The 24,217-nt window shown below is 65.4% G+C and carries 25 protein-coding genes; 17 read left to right on the top strand and 8 right to left on the bottom strand.

Annotated elements, in window-relative coordinates:
* Positions 1-8 precede the first annotated feature (8 nt).
* Positions 9-1,241 carry an NAD(P)/FAD-dependent oxidoreductase gene (locus FXB41_RS17370; protein ID WP_007591598.1) on the top strand — a complete coding sequence of 411 codons (1,233 nt, stop codon included), beginning with the start codon at positions 9-11 and terminating at the stop codon, positions 1,239-1,241.
* Between the two features lie 71 nt (positions 1,242-1,312).
* On the opposite strand, the gene FXB41_RS17365 is transcribed toward FXB41_RS17370, so the two are convergent.
* Complete coding sequence (locus FXB41_RS17365) at positions 1,313-2,149, bottom strand: helix-turn-helix transcriptional regulator (RefSeq protein ID WP_219682598.1); 837 nt, start codon at positions 2,147-2,149, stop codon at positions 1,313-1,315.
* An 89-nt stretch (positions 2,150-2,238) separates the two neighbouring features.
* Between FXB41_RS17365 and FXB41_RS17360 the strand changes: the two genes are divergently transcribed.
* Positions 2,239-3,117: an SDR family oxidoreductase gene (locus tag FXB41_RS17360; protein WP_007591600.1), complete on the top strand. Its 879-nt coding sequence runs from the start codon at positions 2,239-2,241 to the stop codon at positions 3,115-3,117.
* A 26-nt stretch (positions 3,118-3,143) separates the two neighbouring features.
* Here the strand turns inward: FXB41_RS17360 and FXB41_RS17355 are convergent, their stop codons facing one another.
* The 3 genes from FXB41_RS17355 to FXB41_RS17345 form a co-directional block, all read right to left on the bottom strand.
* A complete protein-coding gene (locus FXB41_RS17355) occupies positions 3,144-4,478 on the bottom strand; it encodes a dicarboxylate/amino acid:cation symporter (RefSeq protein ID WP_007591601.1) in 1,335 nt (444 codons plus the stop codon).
* 84 nt (positions 4,479-4,562) lie between these two features.
* Positions 4,563-5,117, bottom strand: a complete 555-nt coding sequence (locus FXB41_RS17350) for a biotin transporter BioY (RefSeq protein WP_063992558.1) — start codon at positions 5,115-5,117, stop codon at positions 4,563-4,565.
* Positions 5,118-5,204: 87 nt separating this feature from the next.
* A complete protein-coding gene (locus tag FXB41_RS17345; protein ID WP_219682597.1) occupies positions 5,205-6,392 on the bottom strand; it encodes a pyridoxal phosphate-dependent aminotransferase in 1,188 nt (395 codons plus the stop codon).
* Between the two features lie 202 nt (positions 6,393-6,594).
* On the opposite strand from FXB41_RS17345, the gene FXB41_RS17340 reads away from it, so the two are divergent.
* From FXB41_RS17340 to aat, 10 genes are all read left to right on the top strand, one after another.
* Complete coding sequence (locus FXB41_RS17340; RefSeq protein ID WP_007591606.1) at positions 6,595-7,998, top strand: M48 family metalloprotease; 1,404 nt, start codon at positions 6,595-6,597, stop codon at positions 7,996-7,998.
* Positions 7,999-8,106: 108 nt separating this feature from the next.
* Positions 8,107-8,874 carry a DsbA family protein gene (locus tag FXB41_RS17335; RefSeq protein ID WP_219682596.1) on the top strand — a complete coding sequence of 256 codons (768 nt, stop codon included), beginning with the start codon at positions 8,107-8,109 and terminating at the stop codon, positions 8,872-8,874.
* Positions 8,875-9,122: 248 nt separating this feature from the next.
* On the top strand, positions 9,123-9,998 hold the full coding sequence (locus FXB41_RS17330) for a DUF1236 domain-containing protein (protein WP_007591608.1): 876 nt from the start codon (positions 9,123-9,125) through the stop codon (positions 9,996-9,998).
* A gap of 228 nt (positions 9,999-10,226) precedes the next feature.
* Positions 10,227-10,694: a type II 3-dehydroquinate dehydratase gene (gene aroQ, locus FXB41_RS17325; protein WP_007591609.1), complete on the top strand. Its 468-nt coding sequence runs from the start codon at positions 10,227-10,229 to the stop codon at positions 10,692-10,694.
* A 37-nt stretch (positions 10,695-10,731) separates the two neighbouring features.
* Positions 10,732-11,220, top strand: a complete 489-nt coding sequence (accB, locus tag FXB41_RS17320) for an acetyl-CoA carboxylase biotin carboxyl carrier protein (RefSeq protein ID WP_007591611.1) — start codon at positions 10,732-10,734, stop codon at positions 11,218-11,220.
* Positions 11,221-11,280: 60 nt separating this feature from the next.
* Complete coding sequence (gene accC / locus FXB41_RS17315; protein WP_007591613.1) at positions 11,281-12,639, top strand: acetyl-CoA carboxylase biotin carboxylase subunit; 1,359 nt, start codon at positions 11,281-11,283, stop codon at positions 12,637-12,639.
* Between the two features lie 105 nt (positions 12,640-12,744).
* On the top strand, positions 12,745-14,262 hold the full coding sequence (locus FXB41_RS17310; protein ID WP_219682595.1) for a sensor histidine kinase: 1,518 nt from the start codon (positions 12,745-12,747) through the stop codon (positions 14,260-14,262).
* Complete coding sequence (locus tag FXB41_RS17305; protein WP_007591617.1) at positions 14,259-14,699, top strand: response regulator; 441 nt, start codon at positions 14,259-14,261, stop codon at positions 14,697-14,699. Before FXB41_RS17310 ends, FXB41_RS17305 begins: the two co-directional genes overlap by 4 nt.
* On the top strand, positions 14,696-15,811 hold the full coding sequence (locus FXB41_RS17300) for a sensor histidine kinase (RefSeq protein WP_219682594.1): 1,116 nt from the start codon (positions 14,696-14,698) through the stop codon (positions 15,809-15,811). Before FXB41_RS17305 ends, FXB41_RS17300 begins: the two co-directional genes overlap by 4 nt.
* Before the next feature lie 51 nt (positions 15,812-15,862).
* Positions 15,863-16,543 carry a leucyl/phenylalanyl-tRNA--protein transferase gene (gene aat, locus FXB41_RS17295; protein ID WP_219682593.1) on the top strand — a complete coding sequence of 227 codons (681 nt, stop codon included), beginning with the start codon at positions 15,863-15,865 and terminating at the stop codon, positions 16,541-16,543.
* 61 nt (positions 16,544-16,604) lie between these two features.
* On the opposite strand, the gene FXB41_RS17290 is transcribed toward aat, so the two are convergent.
* Positions 16,605-17,651 carry a DUF2155 domain-containing protein gene (locus FXB41_RS17290; RefSeq protein WP_007591621.1) on the bottom strand — a complete coding sequence of 349 codons (1,047 nt, stop codon included), beginning with the start codon at positions 17,649-17,651 and terminating at the stop codon, positions 16,605-16,607.
* Positions 17,652-17,857: 206 nt separating this feature from the next.
* Here FXB41_RS17290 and lipP1 point away from each other — a divergent pair, with 206 nt between their 5' ends.
* Positions 17,858-18,805 (top strand): LipP1 family hormone-sensitive lipase, encoded by a 948-nt coding sequence (gene lipP1 / locus FXB41_RS17285; protein ID WP_219682592.1) that lies wholly within the window; start codon positions 17,858-17,860, stop codon positions 18,803-18,805.
* 12 nt (positions 18,806-18,817) lie between these two features.
* On the top strand, positions 18,818-19,834 hold the full coding sequence (locus tag FXB41_RS17280; RefSeq protein ID WP_219682591.1) for a bile acid:sodium symporter family protein: 1,017 nt from the start codon (positions 18,818-18,820) through the stop codon (positions 19,832-19,834).
* A 78-nt stretch (positions 19,835-19,912) separates the two neighbouring features.
* Here FXB41_RS17280 and FXB41_RS17275 read toward each other — a convergent pair whose 3' ends face one another.
* Together FXB41_RS17275 and FXB41_RS17270 are read right to left on the bottom strand one after the other, a co-directional pair.
* Entirely contained in the window at positions 19,913-20,089 is a 177-nt protein-coding gene (locus FXB41_RS17275) for a hypothetical protein (protein ID WP_007591624.1), read from the bottom strand.
* Between the two features lie 164 nt (positions 20,090-20,253).
* The gene (locus tag FXB41_RS17270; protein WP_219682590.1) at positions 20,254-21,195 is read right to left on the bottom strand and encodes a GlxA family transcriptional regulator; all 942 of its coding nucleotides are present in this window, start codon (positions 21,193-21,195) and stop codon (positions 20,254-20,256) included.
* A 91-nt stretch (positions 21,196-21,286) separates the two neighbouring features.
* Between FXB41_RS17270 and FXB41_RS17265 the strand changes: the two genes are divergently transcribed.
* On the top strand, positions 21,287-21,973 hold the full coding sequence (locus FXB41_RS17265) for a DJ-1/PfpI family protein (RefSeq protein WP_219682589.1): 687 nt from the start codon (positions 21,287-21,289) through the stop codon (positions 21,971-21,973).
* A gap of 493 nt (positions 21,974-22,466) precedes the next feature.
* Here FXB41_RS17265 and FXB41_RS17260 read toward each other — a convergent pair whose 3' ends face one another.
* The gene (locus tag FXB41_RS17260; protein WP_007591635.1) at positions 22,467-22,874 is read right to left on the bottom strand and encodes an NADH:ubiquinone oxidoreductase subunit NDUFA12; all 408 of its coding nucleotides are present in this window, start codon (positions 22,872-22,874) and stop codon (positions 22,467-22,469) included.
* A gap of 247 nt (positions 22,875-23,121) precedes the next feature.
* On the opposite strand from FXB41_RS17260, the gene FXB41_RS17255 reads away from it, so the two are divergent.
* Together FXB41_RS17255 and FXB41_RS17250 are read left to right on the top strand one after the other, a co-directional pair.
* Positions 23,122-23,799: a BA14K family protein gene (locus tag FXB41_RS17255; RefSeq protein ID WP_219682588.1), complete on the top strand. Its 678-nt coding sequence runs from the start codon at positions 23,122-23,124 to the stop codon at positions 23,797-23,799.
* Between the two features lie 239 nt (positions 23,800-24,038).
* Positions 24,039-24,217 (top strand): response regulator (locus FXB41_RS17250; RefSeq protein WP_219682620.1); only part of this gene is annotated, 179 nt, incomplete at its 3' end.

Genomic DNA, 24,217 nt, shown 5'->3' with positions numbered 1-24,217 from the left:
TTCTTCCGATGCAAAGCGCGATCGTCCTCGGCGGCGGCATGATCGGCGTCAGCGCGGCGCTGCACCTCCAGCAGCGCGGCTGGTCCGTCACGCTGATCGACCGCAGGGAGCCGGGCCGTGAGACCAGCTACGGCAATGCCGGGATGATCCAGGCGGAAGCGGTGCGCCCCTATCCGATGCCGCGCGACCTCGCCACGCTCCTGAAGATCGCGACCGGCCGCACCAACGACGTGCGCTACAGCCTGTCATCTCTTCATCTTCATATCGAACCCCTGCTCCGCTATTGGTGGCATTCGGCGCCGAAGCGGCATCGCGAGGCGATCGACGCCTGGGCGCGGCTGATCGCCTACGCGACGGCGGAGCACGACATCCTCATTCGCGAAGCCCATGCCGACAATCTGATCCGCCGCGCGGGATACCGGCACCTGCATCGCGACGCTGCCTCGTTCGATCTTGCCGTCAAGGCGGCGGAAGAGGACCAGCGCGAATTCGGCGTGAGGTTTCGTGCGCTCTCGGGCGCCGAGCTCGCCAAGGCCGAACCTGTCCTGCGCGACGACCTGCCCGGCGCGATCCATTGGCTCGACACCTGGACCGTGTCTGATCCCGGCGCGCTGGTCACGGCCTATGCCAATCTGTTTGAGCGCCTCGGCGGCGCCATCGTGCTCGGTGATGCCCAAAGCCTGCAGCAGACCGCCACCGGCTGGTCGGTCAAGACAGACCATGGGCGGGTCGACGCCGCCAACGCCGTGGTGACGCTCGGGCCGTGGTCGCCCGATCTCCTGCTCAAATTCGGATATCGCATTCCGCTGGTGCGCAAGCGCGGCTACCACATGCATTACAGCGGTGGCGCCTCGCTCGATCTGCCGCTGGTCGACAAGGCCGGTGGCTACGCCATGGGTCCGATGGCGAAGGGTATCCGCATCACCACCGGCGCGGAGTTGACGGGCCTGGACGCGCTCGCAACGCCCGTGCAGCTCGCCAGCGCGGAAGCCTCCGCGCGCGAGCTGATCGACCTCGGCAAGCGGGTCGAGCCCGACCCATGGTTCGGCACCCGCCCCTGCACGCCCGATATGCTGCCGGTGCTCGGCCCCGCCCCACGCCATCCCGGCCTCTGGATGAACTTCGGCCACGGCCACCAGGGCTTTACGCTGGGACCCGCGACCGGGCGTCTGCTCGCCGAAATGATGAGCGGCGAAACGCCCGCGATCGATCCGACGCCGTACCGGCCGGAGCGGTTCTAGATCAGGGTTGACGGCAAGCACCGCGTGCGCGTCGCCAGATGCAGGTTGAACGCGCGAGTTCGCAACTTCCGTCAGTCGGCGCGCTCGGCGAGCAGTGTCCTGATGCGTTCGGCGTCGTCGGGAGTCGCGGGGTCGTAGACGATCATGCTGAGATCGGAGCGTCCCTCGACGATAAAGCTCGAATATTCGAACGACATCGTGCCGTGAACGGGGTGCCGCAGCCGCTTGGTGCCGTCGCCGTGGTAACGCACGTCATTGTCGCGCCAGAGCGCGGCGAATTCCGGGCTGGTCCGGCACAGCTCGTCGACAAAATCGGCGACATGCGAGACTGCGCCGGCCCGCGCGGCGTCCGCCCGGAAAGCCGCGACCACGAAGCGCGCCACGCTGTCCCAATCGTATTGCGCGGCGCGCACGCGCGGATCGCAGAAGATGAAGCGCAGGATGTTGCGCTGTCCCGGCGGGATCGCGCCGTAGTCGGTCAGCACGGCGCTTGCGGCACGATTCCAGGCGACGACGTCCCAGGTCGCGGTCCGCACCAGCGCCGGGCTGAACGCGAACGCATCGAGCACCCGCTGCAGCCGCGGCGAGACGCCTTCGCTCGCCTGGTAGCGCACCTCGGGCGGACGGCCGAGGCCGATCAGGAACAGGTGCTCGCGCTCGACATCGGTCAGCATCAGCGCTCGCGCGATGCGGTCGAGCACATCGGGCGACGGCGCGCCGCCGCGGCCCTGCTCGAGCCAAGTGTACCAGGTCGGGCTGATATTGGCGCGCTGCGCCACCTCCTCGCGGCGGAGTCCCGGCGTACGCCTGCGGCTACCCGCGAAGCCGAACGCGGCGGCGTCGAGCCGGGTGCGGCGGTCCTTGAGGTAGGTCCCGAGCAGGTTTTCGGCTGAAGCGGTCTCGCTCATCCTGTTAGCTATTATACCCCGATAATGTCACTACTTTACCCGGATAATCCTAGCGCGGATGGTCGTCTCCACCAACCCTGGAGATACTCATGCGTGTTTTCGTCACTGGCGCCACCGGCTTCGTCGGCTCCGCCGTCGTTCGCGACCTGATCGCCGCCGGCCACCGCGTCACCGGCCTCGCCCGCTCCGACGCGGGAGCCGCGACGCTCGCCGCGATGGGCGCCGAGATCCACCGCGGCTCGCTGGAGGATCACGCGTCCTTGCGCAGCGGCGCGGCCGCCTCCGACGGCGTCCTGCACCTCGGCTTCAACCACGACTTCTCGAAGTTTCTGGACAATTGCGAGCTCGACCGCCACGCGATCCTGGCGATCGGCGAGGAGCTCAAGGGCTCCGGTCGCCCTCTCATCGTCACCTCCGGCGTCGCGCTGCTTGCGCCCGGCCGCCTCGCCACCGAGGACGATGTGTCGGCGCAGCGCTTTCCGCGCGTGTCGGAAGCGACCGCGCTGTCCCTGGCCGGCGTCCGCGCCGCCGTTGTGCGTCTTCCGCCCTCCACGCATGGCGAGGGCGACCACGGCTTCGTTCCGATCCTGATCAACCTCGCGCGCCAGAAAGGCGTATCGGTCTATGTCGGCGATGGCAGCAACCGCTGGCCCGCCGCGCACCGCTTCGATGCCGCGCGCGTCTACCGGCTGGCGCTGGAGCAAGGCGCAACCGCGAAGCACTATCACGCGATCGCCGAGGAAGGCGTGCCGTTCAAGGCGATTGCGGAAGTGATCGGCCGGCGGCTCGGCGTGCCCGTGGTGTCCCAATCGCCCGAGGAAGCGACCGCGCATTTCGGCTGGTTCGCACAGTTCGCGGGCGCCGACGTTCCGACCTCGAGCGCGAAGACGCGTGCTGCTCTCGGCTGGTCGCCGCAAGAAAAAGGGCTGATCGAGGATCTCGACCAGCCCTATTACTTCAAGATCTGACGGCGCCCGGCACCGTCAAATGCAGATCAGTCCGTCGTGACAGCCGTTTCCATGTCGGTCGGATCGATCTGCCTGGCGAGGTTGGCGTTGAGCTTGTCGCGATCGAGTTCGCCCTCCCACCAGGCGACGATCACGCAGGCAACGCCGTTGCCGCACAGATTGGTCAGCGCGCGGCACTCACTCATGAACTTGTCGATGCCGAGCACGATCGCCATGCCCGGCACGAGGCGCGGATCGACCACGGCGAGCGTCGCCGCCAGCGTGATGAAGCCCGCGCCCGTGATACCGGAGGCGCCCTTCGAGGTCAGCATCGCCACCACCAGAATGGTGAGCTGCTGGCCGAAGGTGAGATCGAAGCCCAGCGCCTGCGCGATGAACAAGGTCGCCAGCGTCATGTAGATGTTGGTGCCGTCGAGATTGAACGAATAGCCCGTGGGCACCACGAGGCCGACCACCGATTTGGAGCAGCCCAGGCGCTCAAGCTTTTCCATCAAGGACGGCAACGCGCTTTCCGAGGACGAGGTGCCGAGCACAATCAGCAGCTCGTCCTTGATGTAGGCGAGGAACTTGAAGATGGAGAAGCCCGCGAAGCGCGCGATGATACCGAGCACGACGAACACGAACAGCGCCGCAGTCAGGTAGAATGTCGCTATCAGGCCGATCAGGTTGAGGATCGCCCCGGTGCCGAACTTGCCGATGGTGTAGGCCATCGCGCCGAAGGCGCCGATCGGCGCCGCGCGCATCACGATGGAGATGACGCCGAACACCGCATGCGCGGCGTCGTCGATGAAACTGCGGATGGTGTGGCCGCGTTCGCCGAGCCCCATGATGGCGAAGCCGAACAGCACCGAGAACAGCAGCACCTGCAGGATCTCGCCTTGCGCGAAAGCGCCGACGACGGTGTCCGGAATGATGTGCAGCACGAAGTCGACCGACCTCTGGCCTTCGGCCTGCTTGGCGTAGTTGGCGACGGCCTGCGCGTTGGCGGCGGCGCCGCCGAAGCCCGCACCCGGCTTCACCAGATTGCCGATGATGAGTCCGATCACCAGCGCGAAGGTCGAGACGATCTCGAAATAGACCAGCGCCTTGACGCCGATGCGGCCGACCTTCTTGGCATCCTGGATATGGGCGATGCCCGAGACCACGGTGCAGAAGATGATCGGCGCGATCACCATCTTGATCAGCTTGATGAAGCCATCGCCGAGTGCCTTGATCCACTCATTGGTGGCGACTGACGGCCAGAGCCAGCCGACGATGGCGCCGAGCACGATCGCGATCAGCACCTGGATATAAAGTACCTTGTACCACGGCTTGGCGGCGGGCGGCGCGACCGGCGCCCCCACCATCGTTGTCGTCGTCATTGTTTCACTCCCCCTCAAAACGCCGGGCCAGCCAAGATCAACTTGGCCGGCCCTGTCAATCGGAACTGCTCGTTATTGCGCGCTTTACCCGCGATCGACCACCCGGCGTATCGCCGGCATCAACGTCGCGCCCAGCGCGTTCTTGACCAACGACGCCGCAACGAACGGCATCAGGCCGACCTGCCAAGCCTTTGCGGCGCCAAGGCCGAGGCCAAAGGCCAGCCAGCCAAAGCCCGCGGCCAGAATGAGGATGTGGCCGACGGCCATGGCCGCAAACAGCAGCATGACGCTGCGATCCCAGCCGCGCTCGGCGAGCCAGCCGGTGACGAAGGCGGCGCCAATGAAGCCGAACAGATAGCCCGCGGTCGGGCCGACCAGCGGTGCGATTCCACCAACGGGACCGGCGAACACCGGCAGGCCCATTGCGCCCTCGGCGAGGTAGGCAATCATGGTTGCGCTGCCAAGCCGCCAGCCATAGGCGGCGCCGATCATCAACACGACCAGCGTCTGCAATGTCATGGGCACGTAAGGCAGCGGCAGGTTCACCTTGGCTGACAGCGCCATCAAGGCGGTGCCGAGCGCAATCAGCACGACGGCGCGCAAGGCGCCGACGGTTTCACCGGGCCGGACTGGCCACATCAATGCGGCGAGAGGAGAATGCGTGGCGGTAGACGGGACGGAACGGTCAGACAAGTTGCACTCCAGAAGGCTGTCGAAAACTGGCGGCTATTTAAGCCAGTGAGCGATCCGGTCAACTGCTTCCCGCATCTCCGCAGCCGAACGCGCATAAGAGAGCCGTATGAATGAACGGCCATGGATGGGATCGAAATCGAGCCCCGGCGTGACCGCGACATGGGCCTGTTCGAGCATCTGCTTGGCGAAGTCGAAACTGTCTGAGGTGAAATCCGAGACATCCGCATAGAGATAGAACGCGCCGTCGGCCGGCAGAAACCTGGTCAGGCCGGCCTTGGGCAATCCCTCGATCAGGATGCGCCGGTTTTCCTGATAGCCGTGCTTGATCTCCTCCATCTCGGCCGCGCCGTCGAAGGCCGCTTCGGCCGCGATCTGCGACAGCGACGGCACCGAGATCGACAGGTTCTGCTGCAGCCGCTCGATCGGCCGCACCAGAATCTCGGGCACGACCATCCAGCCGACGCGCCAGCCCGTCATGCAGAAATACTTCGAGAACGAGTTGATCACGAGCGCGTGGTCCGACAGCGCCGCAGCCGTCACCGCGGGAAACGCGTAGTCGAGCCCGTGATAGATCTCGTCCGAGATGAAACGGATGCCCGCGTCTTCCGCCGCAGCGATCAGGCCTGCGAGCGCCTCGCGGGACATCATGGTCCCGGTCGGATTGGCCGGGCTGCCGACCAGCACGCCCTTCAGCGGCGCCTTGCGATGGGCGACCAGCAGCGCCTCGCCGGTCAGCGCATGGCGCGTCTCGTTCGTAGTCTCGATCAGCACCGGCTCGCAGCCGAGCGCGGTGAGAATATGACGGTACGGCGGATAACCCGGCACCGTCACGGCGACGCGGTCGCCCGGCTCGAACATCGCCAGGAAAGCCAGAATGAACCCGCCGGAGGAGCCGGTGGTCACCACGATTCGCTCGGGGCTGACATCGCAGCCATAGGCATCGCGATAATGCCGCGCGATGCGCGCGCGCAAGGAGGGGATGCCCAGCGCGGAGGTATAATCGATCCGCCCTGCCTCGAGCGCCGCATGGGCGGCCGCAATCGCGGTCTTCGGCGCGCCGGCGGCGGGCTGGCCAACCTCCATGTGGATGACATGGCCCCCGGCCGCCTCGATCCGGGCCGCCGCGGCCATGACGTCCATCACCATGAACGGGGGAACATCGCTACGGCGGGAGGGCTCAAGCCACTGCCCCAACCGGTTCCTCAAGGTCGCATCGTGCATCGATTTCTGCTATTCGCTGGCGGACTGATCCGTCCGGTCTGAGAACGGGGTTCTTGCGCCCCAGACTGGCCGCATTGTACGGCTCATAAGGGGAACGGCTCAAAAGGGCATATCGCGTATCCGGTCCGCCGCCAATCGTCAAAACCAATCACGAAACTGCTCGACCAGCCTGCTGACAAGACCGTTTGACCCAGACCGCTTGATGTTGTTCCAGATCGCATTGCGCAAGAAGGCCACCGCCCTCATCTCCCTCCTCGCGGCGGCTGCGATCGCGCTGACGCCGTTCTCGGCCGCGCATGCGCAGGCCAAGGGGCCGCCGGTCCTGCGCGACACCGAGACCGAGCAGCTGCTGCGCGAATACACCCGCCCGATCCTGCGCGTCGCCGGTCTGGAGAAGCAGAACATCCAGATGGTGATCGTCAACGAGGGCTCGTTCAACGCGTTCGTCGCCGACGGCCGCCGCATCTTCGTCAATTACGGCGCGATCCTCCAGTCGGAGACGCCGAACCAGATCATCGGCGTGCTCGCGCACGAGACCGGGCATCTGGCCGGCGGCCATCTGTCCAAGCTGCGCGAGCAGCTCGCCAATGCCCAGACCCAGATGATCATCGCCATGCTGCTCGGCGCCGGCGCGATGGCCGTGGGCAGCACCCGCGGCAGCGGCAGCGCCGGCAACAATGGCCTTGCCAATGCGGGAGCCGCCGCCCTCGCCGGCCCGCAGGAGATGATCCGCCGTACGTTGCTGTCCTACCAGCGGCAGCAGGAGGAGAACGCCGATCGCGCCGGCGTGAAATTCCTGACGGCGACCCAGCAGTCGCCGAAGGGCATGTACGAGACCTTCAAGCGCTTCACCAGCGAGAGCCTGTTCGCAGCACGGGGCGCCGATCCCTATCTCCAGTCGCACCCGATGCCCGCCGAGCGCGTCGCTTCACTGCAGGAGTTCGCCAGCGCCAGCCCCTATTGGGACAAGAAGGACGATCCCGCGCTTCAGCTGCGCCACGACATGGTGCGCGCCAAGATCTCCGCCTTCATGGAACGGCCGGAGACGGTGTACCGCCGCTATCCCCTGACCAACGACAGCCTGCCGGCGCGCTACGCCCGCGCCATCAGCACCTATTTGCATGGGGATTTGCGCAGCGCGCTCACCCAGATTGACGCGCTGATCCAGGTCCAGCCCAACAATGCGTATTTTTACGAGGTGCGCGGCCAGGCCCTGCTGGAGGGCGGCAAGCCGGCCGAGGCGATTCCGGCCCTGCGCAAGGCTGTCGCACTTTCGAACAACGCGCCCCTCATCGAGATGTTACTTGGGCAGGCTCTGGTTGGGTCCGATAATAAGGCCTACACCGATGACGCCGTTCGGATTCTCCGGGCCGCGGTGGCACGGGAACCGGAGGCCGTGCTCGGCTACATGCAGCTCGCGATGGCCTATGGCCGGAAGGGCGACTATGCCGAGGCCGATCTGGCGTCGGCGCAGGCCGCTTATCTGCGCGGCGACAACAAGACCGCCCGCGAGCTTGCGACGCGCGCGAAAACCCGTTTCGCCGTCGGCACACCCGGATGGGTCAAGGCCGACGACATCGTGGCGTCGAAACCGCCGCGCAACTGACCAGAACGACGCCTTACGCCACGACGCCTTACGAAACGACGTCACGACACCGAGCTTAAGTCCGCCGGGACGTTTTCCGAAACCTGCTTTGGATAAGAGGATTTGCCTATGCCTTCGCTGCGCCTGCTTGCTCCCGCGCTGTTTGCGCTCGCCATGTTCGGCGCAGCCGTGCCCGCGTCGGCCGACAGCTTCTCCGATGCCCAGCGCACGGATATCGAGGCGATCGTCAAGAACTATCTCGTCACCCATCCCGAGGTGCTCGAGGAAGCGATGACCGAGCTCACCAAGCGCCAGGCCGCGGCTGAGACGCAGAAGCACGAAGCCAGCGTCGCCCAGAATTCCGATGCGATCTTCAATTCGCCGCGCCAGGTCGTGCTCGGCAACAAGGACGGCGACGTCACCTTCGTCGAGTTCTTCGACTACAATTGCGGCTACTGCAAGCGCGCGATGGGCGACATGCTCGACCTCATGAAGGCCGATCCGAAGCTGAAGGTGGTGCTGAAGGAGTTTCCGGTGCTGAGCCAGGGCTCGGTCGAAGCAGCCCAGGTCGCCGTCGCGGTGCGCATGCAAGATCCCTCCGGCAAGAAGTATCTCGATTTCCACCAGAAGCTGCTCGGCGGTCGTGGGGCGGCCGACAAGGCGCGCGCACTTCAGGCGGCCAAGGAAGCCGGCCTCGACGTCGCGAAGATCGAGAAGGACATCGGCAGCGCCGAGGTACGCACCACCATCGAGGAGAACTTCAAACTCGCCGAAGCGATGGGGATGAACGGCACGCCGAGCTATGTCATCGGCAGGCAGATCGTTGTCGGCGCCGTCGGTGTCGAAAGCCTGAAGGAAAAGATCGCTGTGGCCCGCTGCGGCAAAGCGACTTGCTAATTAGCCGACTTGTTAACAAGGCGACCTGCTGACAAGGCGACTTGCTGATAAGCGATCTGCTCTACAACTCACGCATGCAAAAGGCCGGCTGAAACGCCGGCCTTTTCATTGCGCCGAAATCTGGCGCGCGCATTCATCTGGCATTCAACAAACAAAAGCCCCGGAACCACCGAAGTTCCGGAACAACTCAAATCTCCTTTCGTTGTCGGCGCGGGCAATGACGCAATTGAACACGTGAGGAGAATTCCATGTCTAACCGCTTTATGATCTCGGTTGCCACACTCGCGCTCGTCGCGGGCACCGGTCTGGCGAACGCACAGGGCACCATGAACCGCGACAGCGGTGGCGGCGCCGGTGGTGCGCAGATGCAGCATTCGCAGCCTTCCGGCGGCGCCGCCGAACGCGGCGGCTCGATGGGTAAGGAATCCGCCCATGAGAAGGGCACCGTCGGCCAGGCTGGTGGCTCCAGCAGCATGAAATCCGGCACGTCCGCCGAGGACAAATCCTCCGGCGCGACCAAGGACGAGCACTCCGGCCGCGAGATGAACAAGAACGCGGCTGAGGACAAGTCCGGCGCTACCAAGGGCCAGCGCACCGACGAACGCGCGCAGGGTCAGCAGGACAAGTCCAAGAGCATGAGTCAAGACACGAGCAAGGACTCGAGCAAGACCGGCGCCAAGGACCAGAAGGACATGAAGGCTGAGGGCGCCAAGAGCGGCACCAGCAGCACCAACAATGCCGAGAACCAGAAGGGTACCGAGACGCGCACCAACCAGAACGCTCAGGGCCAGACCGGCACCAGCACCAACCAGAATGCGCAGGGTCAGAGCAGCACCAACACGACGGTCGGTCAGGCCGGCGCGGGCGCCAAGCTCTCGACCGAGCAACGCACGCAGATCACCTCGGTGATCCGCGAGGAGCATGTGCGTCCGGTGACGAACGTGAACTTCTCGATCTCGGTCGGCACTCGCATTCCGCGCGAGGGCGTCGAGCTGCACACCCTGCCGTCCCGTGTCGTGACGATCTATCCGGAATGGCGGACCTATCGCTACGTCCTGGTCAAGGACGAGATCGTGATCGTCAATCCGGACACCTATGAGATCGTGGCTGTCCTGAACACGTAAGACGATACCCGGCAACCATCGGGGGCGGGCAGCAATGCCCGCCCCTTTGCCGTTCGGCCGGCAGCCATGCTTCGGACTGGTTAACAAGCAATTTCCGTAGCTTGCGCACAGATTTTTGCACCCCGGATGAGGCATCTGAAGCCACCTCGGAGGTCCTTCAAGGCTTCCCCTCACGCGCTTTGTTACCTATAACCCCCGCCACGCCGAAGCACCTCTTGCGGGATTGGAATGGCCGAACCAGCAACCGACACGATCCTTGTCCTGAACGGGCCGAACCTCAACATGTTGGGGACGCGCGAGCCCGAGAAGTACGGGCATGCGTCGCTGGCCGACGTTGAGGCGCTGTGCCGGGAGACGGCGGCCACGTTCGGCCTCAAGGCCGACTGCCGGCAATCCAACCGCGAAGGCGAGCTGATCGACTTCATCCACGAGGCACACGCCCGCAAGATGAAGGGCATCATCATCAATGCCGGCGGCTATTCGCACACATCGATCGCGCTGCACGACGCGCTCCTCGCGGTGCAGATCCCGACGGTCGAAGTGCACGTCACCAACATTCACGCCCGCGAGAATTTCCGTCATCACTCCTACACCGCGCGCGCGGCCTTCGCCTCGCTCTGCGGTTTCGGCATCGAGGGCTACCGCCTTGCCATTCAGGGCCTTGCCGCCAAGCTCGGCATCAAGCCCAAAGCCTGACGCTCCCCCTTCACACAGAACATTCGGATCAAACAACATGGCGCGCCAGCCAGACGACAAAGCAGCCGCAAAGTTTTCCAGCGAGGATTCCGCCCTCGTCCGCGAGCTCGCCTTGCTGCTCGATGAGACCAGCCTCACCGAAATCGAGATCGAGCGTGCCGGCCTGCGCCTGCGCGTCGCCCGCAACATCAGCGTCGCCGCGACCATGCCGATGCAGATGGCGGCCGCTCCCGCTGCCCTCCCGGCGGCCGCAGCTGCCGCCGCGCCTGCCGCTGCCGACCTGTCGAAGCATCCCGGCGCCGTGACCTCGCCGATGGTCGGCACCGCCTATTGGGCGCCGGAGCCCGGCGCCAAGCCGTTCATCGAGGTCGGCAGCAAGGTCTCGGTCGGCCAGACGCTATTGATCATCGAAGCCATGAAGACCATGAACCAGATCCCCTCGCCGCGCGCCGGCACGGTGACGCAGATCGTGATCGAGGACGGTCAGCCGGTCGAGTACGGCGAGCCGCTCGTGATTATTGAGTGACGGTCGAGGGCGACCTCATCGCCCTCGCCGCTTTCCGCGCGTCAGTCCAATAAGGACACCATGTTCGACAAGATCCTCATAGCCAATCGCGGCGAGATCGCCCTTCGCATCCTCAGGGCCTGCAAGGAGCTCGGGATTGCGACCGTCGCCGTGCACTCCACCGCCGACGCCGATGCCATGCATGTGCGCCTGTCGGACGAGAGCGTGTGCATCGGACCGCCGGCGTCCAAGGACAGCTATCTCAACGTCCCCGCGCTGCTCGCGGCCTGCGAGATCACCGGTGCCGATGCCGTGCATCCCGGCTACGGCTTCCTGTCGGAGAACGCGCGCTTCGCCGAAATCCTCGCCGAGCATAATCTGCATTTCATCGGCCCGAAGGCCGAGCACATCCGCCTGATGGGCGACAAGATCGAGGCCAAGAGGACGGCCAAGAAGCTCGGCATTCCCGTGGTGCCCGGCTCCGACGGAGGGGTCGGCCCCAACGACGACGCGATGGCGATCGCCAGGAAGATCGGCTTCCCCGTGCTGGTCAAGGCCGCGGCAGGCGGCGGCGGTCGCGGCATGAAGGTGGCCGAGAGCGAGGCCGATCTTCAGGTCGCGCTGTCGACGGCGGCCAACGAGGCCAAATCCGCCTTCGGCGATGCCTCTGTCTACCTCGAGAAATATCTGCAGAAGCCGCGTCACATCGAGATTCAGATCCTCGGCGACGGCCGCGGCGGCGCGATCCACCTTGGCGAGCGCGACTGCTCGCTGCAGCGACGCCACCAGAAGGTCTGGGAGGAAGGCCCCTCGCCCGTGCTGACCGCGGCTGCACGCGCCAAGATCGGCGAGACCTGCGCCAAGGCGATGCGCGAGATGAAATATCTCGGCGTCGGCACGATTGAATTCCTGTTCGAGGACGGCGAGTTCTACTTCATCGAGATGAACACGCGCATCCAGGTCGAGCATCCCGTCACCGAGAGCATCACCGACATCGACCTCGTGCTGGAGCAAATCCGCATCGCCGCCGGCGGCGACCTGCCGGCGAAGCAGGAAGAGGTCCAGGTCATCGGCCACGCGATCGAGTGCCGCATCAACGCCGAGAATCCGGAGACCTTTCGTCCTTCGCCCGGCCGTATCACGCAATATCACCCGCCCGGCGGGCTCGGTGTGCGGATCGATTCCGCGGTCTATCAGGGCTACACGATCCCGCCTTATTACGACTCGCTCGTCGGCAAGCTGATCGTGCACGGCAAGACCCGCGGCGAGTGCCTGATGCGGCTGCGCCGGGCGCTGGACGAGATGGTGGTCGAGGGCATTGAGACCACCCTGCCGCTGTTCCGCGCTCTGGTGCGCGAAGACGACATCATTAACGGCGACTATCACATCCACTGGCTGGAACAATATCTTGCCGGCAAGGCGGAACCCGCCCCGAAGTAGCCGTCCCTGCCTATGGAACCCTTTGGCCCCAATCGCGTTTGGCACGATGGGGACAGTTCCGAGGGGGCGTTTTGAAGTCCGCAATCCTGATCGAGCGAGACCGTCGTGATCGCTGACGCGCAGCGACGGCGTACATTCTGGCAGATCCTGCTGTTCGCAGCGGGACTGCTGGTGCTGACCGTGATCAGCGCCGGCTCCGTCTACCTCGTCAACAAGGCGAGAGACGACAGCAAATGGGTGATTCACACCATCGAGGCGGAGAACCAGATCAACGCGCTCCTGCTGGAAATCCGCCGCGCCGAGAGCACCGCCCGGGGCTACCTTCTGACACAAGGCGAGGATTTCAAGGTCGACCATGCCAAGGCCGTGGCAGCGATCATCCCGGCTCTCGACAGGCTCACGCGCCTGATCGGCGACAATCCGGAGCAACGCCAAAACATCGAGAAGCTGAGCGCGGCGATCGAGACCAGGCTCGGCCAGTTCGTGCAGGAGATGGATTTCATCCGGAGGGGCGAGCCGGAGAAGGCCGCAGCGCTGGTCCGCGAGATCGCCTCCACGGACACAACGGCCGCGATCGCCAATGTCGCGACCGGGATGATCCAGGAAGAAGAACGGCTGTTCCGGCTCCGAACGGTCAATTCGGACCACAGCCAGACCCTGGCCGCGTCGATGACCGGCATCGGCTCCGGCCTCGTCGTGCTGCTGGCCCTGATCTCGATCTGGCTGGTACGGCGCTCGGCCCTTGCCCGCGACGATGCCGAGGGACGCCTGCGCGATGCCAATGTCAATCTGGAGGCCGTGGTCGACGAACGCACGGGCGATCTGCGCGAAGCCAACAACGAGATCCAGCGCTTTGCCTATATCGTCAGCCACGATCTGCGCTCGCCACTCGTCAACATCATGGGCTTCACCAGCGAGCTCGAAGAGCTCGGCGGCGACATTTTCCGCCGTATCGGCAGCCTCACCCATGTCCCGGCCGACGGGCCGCCGTTGCCGGACGGCGAGATCGCACTCGAAGGTCCGGACAAGCAGCTGTCAGAGGATTTTTCCGAAGCGCTGGGCTTCATCAAGTCGTCGATCGCCAAGATGGACCGCCTGATCTCGGCGATCCTCAATCTCACCCGCGAGGGTCGGCGCGAGTTCCAGCCGCAGAAGATCGACACGCGCGAGCTGATCGAAGCCATCGTGTCGACGCTGGCGCATCAGGCCGCCGAGGCGCAGGCGGACATCCATGTCGCGCCGCTGCCGGATCTCGTCAGCGACCGCCTGGCGCTGGAGCAGATCTTCTCCAATCTGATCGACAACGCCATCAAATATCTCAAGCCCGGCGTCGCCGGCGAGATCAGAATTCGCGGGCGCACCAAGCTCGGCTACGCTATCTTCGAGATCAGCGATAACGGCCGCGGCATCGACCCCAAGGACCACCAGCGGATCTTCGACCTGTTTCGCCGCGCCGGAACCCAGGACAAGCCCGGTCAGGGCATCGGTCTTGCGCATGTGCGTGCACTTGTGCGTCGCCTCGGCGGCACCATGTCGGTATCATCGGAACTGAATACGGGCAGTACCTTCACCATCACGCTGCCCATCACCTGGAACGCCAGCAACCGGAACGCGGATCAATGACCCAACCCGTCAGCATCATCATGATCGAGGACGACGAAGGACACGCGCGGCTGATCGAGCGGAACATCCGTAGGTCCGGCGTCAACAACGAGATCATCTCCTTTGCCAACGGCACGGACGCGATGAAACATCTGTTCGGCCCCGATGGCAGCGGGCTCGTGCAGAAGGGCAATGCGCTCCTGATCCTGCTCGATCTCAACCTCCCCGACATGACCGGGATCGACATTCTGAAGCAGATCAAGGAGAACAAATATCTGAAGGCCTCGCCCGTGGTGGTGCTGACCACCACCGACGATTCCCAGGAAATCAAACGCTGCTACGAGCTCGGCTGCAACGTCTACATCACCAAGCCGGTGAACTACGAGAATTTCGCCAATGCCATCCGGCAGCTCGGCTTGTTCTTCTCGGTCATCCAGGTCCCGCCCGCCGCCTCATGAACCAGCGCATGCCCACATTGCTCTACATCGACGACGACGGGGCGCTTGCGCGCCTGGTCGATCGCGGCCTGACACGGCGCGGCTACAAGGTCGTTCACGCCGCGAGCGGCGAGGAAGGCCTCGAGCTCATCCGCCGCGCGGGTGCGCAGGACAGCATTGACGGCGGCATCGACGTCGTGGCGCTCGATCAGTACATGCCAGGCCTCGACGGACTGGAGACGCTGGAGCAGATCATGGCGATCCCAGGCGCGCCGCCGGTGGTGTTCGTCACGGCGTCGCAGGATTCCAGCATTGCGGTGACGGCGCTGAAGGCGGGCGCGGCCGATTATCTCGTCAAGGACGTCAAGGGCGACTTCATCCCCCTGCTTCACGTCGCGGCCGAGGGCGCGCTGCGCCAGGCCGAATTGCAGAAGGCGCGCGAGGAAGCCGAAGCCGAGATCCATGCCTCGCGCGACCGCTACGCTGCTCTTGCAGCCGAACGCGAACTGCTGCTGCGCGAGGTCAACCACCGCGTCGGCAACTCGCTGCAGATCATCGCCTCCCTGCTGCACCTGCAGGCCAGCTCCGCCGCGCAGGACGAGGTCAAGGCTGCGTTGACCAATGCGATGGGCCGCGTCGCCGCGGTCGCGCAGGTGCACCGCCGCCTCTACACCTCGCAGGACCTGAAGAGCGTGGTCCTGAACCAGTATCTGGACTCGCTGCTCGAGGATCTCAGGCGGTCGGCCGAGGGCAACCGGATGTCGCGCCTGACGCTGAAGGCCGAACCGATCGAGATCGATCCGGACCGTGCGGTCGCCGTCGGCATCATCGTCAACGAGCTGGTGATGAACGCGGTGAAATACGCCTATCCTGACGGCGCCGGCCCGATCCATGTCGAGCTGACCTCGCAGGGCGACGATCTCCTGCTGTCGATTTCCGACGATGGCGTCGGCGACAACGTCAAGGCCGATCCGCGCTCCACCGGCATGGGCCAGCGCATCGTCGCAGCCATGGCCAGCAAGCTCGACGCTTCGGTCGAGCGCGACCCCACCCATTCCGGAACCCGAATCATGTTGAGGTTCCGCCGTGTCCCGGCTGCCGCCGACAAGCCGGCTGCTGCCGCAGCGAACTGATCCGCTCCCGCCCATCGCAACCGCATTGCGATCCTGCTATTGTCGCGAGCCATGACTTCGCGCGACTCTGCCCCATCTGAAATCACGCCAGCCGTGCTGCTGCGCGCCTATGCCTGCGGCATCTTTCCGATGGCCGAAAGCGCCGATGATCCGACCCTGTTCTGGGTCGAGCCCGAGTTGCGCGGCGTCATCCCACTCGACGGATTTCGCGTGGCCTCGCGGCTTGCGCGCACCGTGCGTTCGGATTCATTTCGTGTGACCGTCAATACCGCCTTCAAGGCCACGATCGCCGGCTGCGCCGCGCCGCAGGCCGGGCGGGAGGACACCTGGATCAACAAGCGCATCCGCGACCTCTATGGCGGGCTGTACGAGCTCGGCCATTGCCACAGCGTCGAGGCCTGGCAGGGCGAAGACCTCGTCGGCGGGCTCTACGGCGTCAGCCTGGGCCGGGCTTTTTTCGGCGAGAGCATGTTCCACACCGCGCGCGATGCCTCCAAGGTCGCGCTGGTGCATCTGGTCGCGCGGCTCATCCATGGCGGCTTCGAGCTGCTCGACACCCAGTACGTCACCGAGCACCTGAAGAGTTTCGGCGCGGCCGAGATTTCGCGGCGGCGCTACACCGCGCTGCTCGACAAGGCGCTCGCGGGCGAGCCCGGCGATTTCCTGAGGCTCTCCGCCGGTGGAGCGATCCCGGGTGCACGCGCGCTCGAGATCATCGCCGCGCGGCAATAATCAGCGATTGCCTGCCAAACCCGGGGCGATTGGCCTAGCGACCAAACGCTGGGGATTTGGCCTAGCGGCCAAACCCGGGGATACCGAACAGACCCGGCCGCTGCTCGGGCGGCGGAGGTGGCGGCGGCGGTGCCGGCTGCTGCTGCTGGATCGGCGGCAATTGCTGCGGCGGACGCTGCTGCACCTGCTTGGGCGCGGCCTTCTTCTGCGCGGGCGGCGGCGGTGCTGCCGGCTTGGTGCCGGGATCCGGTGCCGCGGTCGCAATCGTTTGCTGCGGCTCTTTGCAGTCGGTGAGCCAGATATCGTAGATCGGGTGCTCGACGCCGTGCAGGCCCGGACTTGCCGCGTACATCCAGCCCGAAAAGATGCGCTTCACCTCACCCTGCAAGGTGATCTCGTCAACCTCGACGAAGGCGTCGGTGTTGGCGGCCTCGGTCGCCGGCCGCGTGTAGCAGGCGTCGGTTTTGACGCGCAGCGCACCGAACTGCACCGTCTCGCCGATCTCCTCGTCGAAATTGATGATGCGCCCGGTGATCTTGTCGAGGCCGGAGAAGGTCGCTTTCTTGTTCACGATCTTCTGGGCCGGCGGCTCGGTGACGACCTCGTCGCCCGGCTGAAGGCTCGCCGGCGTCTGCGGGACGGCGCCGCCCGGCCCGCCCTTTTGCTGGGGCTGGCGTTGACCGGGCGCACCGGGGGCGCCTTGCGGATTGGTCGGAGCGACCGCGACGGGCGGCGGCTGGTTTGGCGGAGCGGCGCTAGAACCGGGCGGCGGCGCCAGAGGCTGGGTCTCGACCGGACCCGGCATCACATTGCCCTGCCGACCCGGCGGCGGCGCCATCGGACGCGATGGCAGCACACGGCCCTGCGGCGGCAGCTCCGGCACCTCTTCGTCGTCATCGGGAATCTGCGGCTGCGGCTGAGGCTGGCCACGCGGAATGTTGCCGGGCGGCCGCAGCGGCGGCGGATCGGAGAAGATCGTGCCGATCTGCGCCTGCGCCGGCGTCGCAGCCGTCAGTGCGGTGGCGGCCAGAAGCGCCGCAAGACCTGTCAGAGTAAATGTTCGAAACATCTCGCGCGGCTTCAACAGCGAATCGGGCTTGCTGGACATTCTACAGGGGATACCGCCGCTCGCAGGCCATCCGGTTAACACGGCGAATACGGCGGGGGAAGGGCGGCACCCCTACCCTTCCCGGCCCGGTCTGGCCAGATCGGCCCCCGGATGGGATAGTCGAGCACTCCTCCCAGGCGTCAGGCGGGCATCGCCCCCGAAAACGACGTCCAACGAACAATCAGAAACCCGCAAGGTCGCTTCCCATGCCCGTTGTGCTCGATCCCGATGCCGCCGCCGTCTACAAGGCCTTCCAGGAGGCCGGCCGGCCCGCCTACGAGAGCCTGACCGCGCCGGAAGCGCGGGCCTATTACGCGCAGGCGCGCTTTGCGACCAATCCCGAGCCACCGGACCTCGCACGCATCACGCCGCTGTCGATCCCGGCACCGCACGGCGCCATTCCCGCACGCCTCTATGTTCCGAAAGAGCCGCGCCGGCATGATGGCTTGTCCCCGGCGCTGGTGTTCTTCCACGGCGGCGGCTGGGTGATCGGCGATCTCGACTCCCATGACGTCGTCTGCCGCCAGCTCGCCGACGCCGGCGCGCTGATCGTGATCTCGGTGGACTACCGCCTCGCGCCCGAGCACAAATTTCCCGCCGCCATCGATGACGCGATCGCCGCGACCAAATGGGTCGCCGCCAACGCGCGCGAACTCGGCATCGACGCCTCCCGGCTTTCGATCGGTGGCGACAGCGCCGGCGGCAATCTCGCCGCAGTCGTCGCGCTCGCCGCGCGCGATGGCAACGGTCCCGCCATCGCGGGCCAGTTGCTGATCTACCCGGCGACCGATTTCGCGATGACGCACGGCTCCCACAGCGAGCCCGAGACCAGCGTGCTGCTGACGCATTCGGTGATCCGCTGGTTCCGCGACCATTATCTCAACGGCGCCGCCGATATCCACGACTGGCGCGCCTCGCCGGCACGGGCGACGAACCTGGCCGGCCTGCCGCCGGCCTATGTGCTCACCGCCGGTGCCGATCCCCTGCGCGACGAAGGCAACGAATATGCCGAGCGGCTGAGGCAAGCGGGCGTGCCCGTGGCTACCAAGTATTATCCCGGCCAGTTCCACGGCTTCTTCACCATGGGAAAATTGCTGCGAGAGGCCAATGTCGCCGTGAGCGAGATCGGCACGTGGCTGAAAGGATTGGGCTGAGACGCCGCTCCCATGCCGCCCGTTCTTCAAAGCATATTCGCCCTCCCCCTGCGCGGGCTGACATGGCTTGGCGGCCAGGGCACCCGCGCGGTGGCGGCCGTCGTGTTCATTGCGCTCGCGGTGCCGCCGCTCGGGGCGTTGCTGCGCCCCTTCGTCACCGAGGCGATCTTCGTTCTGCTCTGCATCTCCTTCATGCGGGTCGATCTCGCCGCACTCTACAGTCATCTGCGTCGGCCGGCGCTGGTCGCGACCGCGAGCGCCTGGACCATGATCGGCGTGCCTGTGATCGTCGGATTGATCGTCCATGTCACCGGGCTCACGGCGCGCGCGCCCGACCTTGCCCTGGCATTGATGCTGCAGAGCATGGCCTCGCCGATGATGGCCGCGCCGGCGCTGGCCGCGCTGATGGGCCTCGACGCCACGCTGGTGCTGGTCACGCTGGTGAGCGCGACCGCGCTGGTGCCGTTCACGGCATCGCTGTTCGCAAGCCTGTTCCTCGACGGCATGCTCAGCATCTCGCCGCCTGCGCTGGGCTTGAAGCTGCTCGGCATCCTCGCAGCATCGCTGCTCGCGGCGACCGTGATCCGGCAGGTCTTCGGCGCGGCCGCGATCCAGCGTCACAGGCAGCCGATCGACGGCTTCAACATCGTCATCCTGCTGGTCTTCGCGACCGCGATCATGGGCGACGTCGCGAGCGATCTCGTCGCCCGGCCGGTCTCCACCATCGGCTTCGCCGCGCTCGCCTTCGCGATTTATTTCACGCTGCTCGCCGTCACCACGCTGCTGTTCCGCCGCATCGGCTACGAGCGCGCGCTGGCGCTCGGGCTGATGGTGTCACAGCGCAATCTGGGCCTGATGCTCGCCGCGACCGCCGGCGCGCTGCCGCCCACCACCTGGCTCTATTTCGCGATGACGCAGTTTCCCATTCACCTGGCGCCCTACATGCTGATGCCGATCGCGAGGCGCTTGACGGCGCGCGCACAGGCCTCGGGCGCCGCGGCAACCGGCGGCAAGGCCGCATCGGGCTGAATCAACACGCAAGTCTTGCCAACACGCAAGTCATGCCCGCTCTGCCGTCGCGAACCGCTGGTGACCAGGCGAATGTCGTCACGCAGGACGCCAATGTCCCTTGTGAATGTCGAACTTCACGGCGCCTTCGTCACGCATCTTCAACAGGAGCGATTGACAGTCGTCCTGGTTCTTGATGTTCACGCGCTTCATGACTTCGAAAGTCTTCAGGGGCTTTTCGCGAAGGGCAATCAGAATCTTTTCTCGATCAGTCATTGGAGTTCCTTGCATCGGTATCGGCGACGGTACGTGTTGTAGACATCGTCTACAACGGGTGCATTCGCTTGACGAGGTCCGTTCCGGGCCAAAAGGCGGAAGACCGGGCATTATGCAAGTCTGCTCACCCGCTCAAGCGGGCTCTCTAACTCGATCAATTCTCCCTACCCGGCCCTTGCCGCGCGCCGCAGCGCTTGCGGCGGCTGACCGAAGGCGCGGATGAAGGCGCGCCGCATGCGCTCGGGATCGCCGAAGCCGGTCGCCTCCGCGACGAGCTCGATCGCCTCGCGCGAGGACTGGACGCGCTCGCGCGCGACCTCGATGCGCAGCCGTTCGATGGCCTTCGAGGGCGTCGTGCCGGTCTCGGCGGCAAAGGCGCGGGCAAAATGCCGCGCGCTCATGCCGGCGCGGTCGGCGAGATCTTCCACCGTCAAGCGGGCGTCGAGGTTCTCGCGCGCCCAGGATAGCAGCGCACCGAACCGGCCGTTCGGCGTCTTCAATTCCAGAAGTGACGAGAATTGCGACTGGCCGCCGCTGCGGCGATGATACAGCACGAGCTGCCGCGCGACCTGTTGCGCGATCTCTTCGCCATAATCCTCCGTCACCATCGCGAGCGCAAGGTCGATGCCCGCCGTGATGCCTGCCGACGTCCACACATTGCCATCGCGCGTGAAAATCTGGTCCGGCTCGAACTTCACCTTGGGATAGCGCGCGACGAAATCCCGCGTGCGTCCCCAATGCGTGGTGGCGCGACGGCCGTCGAGCAGACCCGCTTCGGCCAGCACATAGGCGCCCGAGCAGACGCTGGCGACCCGCACGCCGCGCCGCGCCAGCCGCTGCACGAAGGCACGCGTGACCTCGCAGCGCGCGGCATCCGTCACCCCCGCGCCTCCCGCCACGACCAGCGTCGTGATCGCATTCGCCGACTTGAAATCGCGCGCCATCATCTCCACGCCGGACGAGCTGCGCACGGGCCCCGCGTTCACCGCCAGCACGCGGATCCCGGTCGTCGATTTGCCCGTGCAGCGCGCCGCGATCTCGAACACCGAGATCGGGCCGGCCGCATCGAGCAACTGGAAGTTCGGGAAGATCAGGATGCCGATCATGGTTATGTCCGAAAGCGAGGGAAAAACGCCATTTTGGACAGAATGGCATCATGAGAGGCTGCTTCCGTCAAGCTCATAATTGGAGGCTCGCATGTCGTCCCCGCTCCAGATCGGTCTCTTGGTGTTTCCGCGCGTCACCCAGCTCGACTTCACCGGCCCGTTGCAGGTGTTCTCGTCTCTGCCGGGCGCGAAGCTGCATCTGATCTGGAAACGGATCGAGCCGGTGCCGAGCGATACCGTGCTGACGCTGACACCGACCATGACGTTCGCCGGTTGCCCGCAGCTCGATGTGATCTGCGTGCCCGGCGGCCGCGGCACCGACGATCTGCTCAATGACGAGGAGGTGCTCAATTTCCTGCGCAGGCAGGCCGAAGGCGCCAAGTATGTCACCTCAGTCTGCACGGGATCGCTGGCGCTCGGCGCTGCCGGCCTCCTGAAGGGCTACCGCGCCGCCACGCATTGGAGCGCGATGGAGATGCTGGGCCAGTTCGGCGCGACGCCGACCAAGACGCGCGTCTGCATCGACCGCAATCGCGTTACGGGCGGCGGCGTCACCGCCGGAATCGATTTCGCGCTGACGCTGGTGTCGATCCTGGTCGACCGCACGACGGCGGAAGCGATCCAGCTCGGGATCGAATACAATCCGGCGCCTCCGTTCAATTCCGGTTCGCCGGATACTGCGTCAGCCGACGTGCTGGAGCAGGTCAAGCAACGGATCGCGCCGAACCAGGTCCGCCGTCTCGAAGCCGTCCAACGGGCGGCGGAACGGGTGATGTAGTTGCTCGCGTGTCCCGGACGCGGCGCGGCACGCAGTGACGCTCCGCAGAGCCGGGACCCAGGAAGCCACGCGGGTGCTGATGCATGGGCCCCGGCTCTGCAGCGCATCGCTGGAGAAGCGCTGCGCTGCGTCCGGGGCACGAGACATCCACAAGCCCCAACAGAAAAAGGCCGCCCGGTTTCCCGAGCGGCCTTTCCTGTCTTACGGCGGCTGCACATTTCATCGGGCGATTTCGGAGCTTCCAGACCGGGGGCCTATCTCCCGATCGAGTCCTGGTCGGCGGCCGCTGCATTTCGGGACAGTCGCGAACTGTTGCCCGAACCGAACGCGATGGTCTCCCATCTCCGTAAGATGCGATCATTGAGCCGCATCGCTCGCGTGGCTGCAATCAGCGCGCGGGACTCATCCCCGCTGTTCCCGTTGTCCACAGCAAAGCGAGGCGGATGCGGGCGCATCCACTTCCACGACAAGAATTGAGACCGGGATCAGACGCCTAGCTGGGCGTCCAGGGCTGATAGTCGCCGGTCGCCTTCGGCCGCTTGCCGCTGGCGAGCGTCGAGCCCGAGGGACGATAGGCGTTCGCCGTGCCGGTGAGGTTGGGCTGGTGCGGCTTTTCCCACTCGCGCGGCTGGTAATTGTCCTGTGTCGGCGGCACGTCGACGGTGTGATGCATCCAGCCGTGCCAGGACGGCGGGATACGGCTGGCCTCGGCATAGCCGTTATAGACCACCCAGCGCCGCTCGAAGCCGAGCGTCGGGTCGATCACCCCGCCACGGGTGCGATAATAGAGGTTGCCCTGCTCGTCCTGGCCGACCAGCTCGCCGTAGCGCTTGGTCCAGAGTTGGGTGCCAAACGTCTGGCCATTCCACCAGGTGAAAAACTTGAGGAAGAACTGTTTCATGCGGCAAGGGCCCTGCTTCGTCGGGTCCTGATGCCATCCGGACGGCGAAATGTCCAGTTCGGCGCGGGCGGCGGTGCCCCGCTGTAGATGCGGTCTACCGGCACGGAACGCTGCCGCAAATCGGACGCGATCCGTTCATGCCGGATACAGCGTCGCCATGAAAACTTTTCGTCGCACGCAAACCCCCGTGATCCCAGGAACTCCGGCCCTTTCATGGGGTTTGCTTCCGGGAAAAGGAGTTTTGATCATGAAAAGTCTGAAAGTCTTGAGCGCGGCTGCGGCAGTGGCGCTGGTTCTCCCGTTGGCGACGCCGAGCTTTGCCCAAAGTCGGGCCGCAGCGGTTGGAGGCGGAGCACACTTTGGCGGCGGCGGCGGAGGTGGCGGTGCCCACTTCGGCGGCGGCGGCGCTCACTTCGGTGGTGGCGGGGCTCACTTTGGTGGTGGCGGCGCCCGCATGGGCGGCGGCAATTTCGGCGGCGCGCGGATCGGCGGCGGCGGTGGCAATTTCGCCGCCGGCGCAGCGGTACGTCCCGGCGGTGGCAGCTTCGTAGGCGGCATGGCTAGCCGACAGGCCTTCTCGCCGTCCTACAGCGGGACACGCAGCGTCGCGACTGCGGGCAACTGGCAGGGCGGTAGCGGCAATTGGAGTGGTCGTCACTGGCATCACCGTCACGGCGGCGGCTTCTGGCCCGGCTTCGCAACGGGTGCTGCGATCGGCGGACTCGGCTCCTACGCCTATTACGGCGGCGGGTATTATGACGATCCCTACTACTATGGCGACAGCTACTATGACGAACCGTCAGTGGCAGTCGTGCCCGATAGCGGTGGCGATTCCGCGGGCTACTGCGCGCAGCGCTACAAGTCCTACGATCCGGCGTCGGGCACCTATCTCGGCTATGACGGCCAGCGTCATCCCTGCCCGTAACACGACCTGCAGCACTTGAAGAAGAAGGCGTCGCAGCGATGCGGCGCTTTTTTCATTCAGGCACGTCACCTGTGTCGCTCGCCTCGTATTCGTCATCGGCGATGCCGCGCACAATCGATGCGAGTGGACCTCTATTCACCGCACCGTGCATATCCACCCTTATCCAATCCCAAATTGACCCGACGCGCGATTCACCTGTATCAACTTGGCTGTGGGGACTTCGATGACTGGGAAGTGTCATGCCGCGCATTCTCGTGGTTGATGACGATCCGATGGTCGGCGCGACCATCGAGGTCCTCCTCCAACGTCAGGGCTTCGACGTCACGTTGACTGACGGCGGAGAAACGGGTTTGGCTGCGCTCGAAACTCAGAATTTCGACGTGATGCTGGTCGACATCTTCATGCCGCACATGCGCGG

The organism is Bradyrhizobium canariense (assembly GCF_019402665.1).
Lineage (GTDB): Bacteria > Pseudomonadota > Alphaproteobacteria > Rhizobiales > Xanthobacteraceae > Bradyrhizobium > Bradyrhizobium canariense.
Note: the sequence above shows the minus strand (reverse complement) of the source record. Positions and strands in the feature narration are given on the sequence as shown.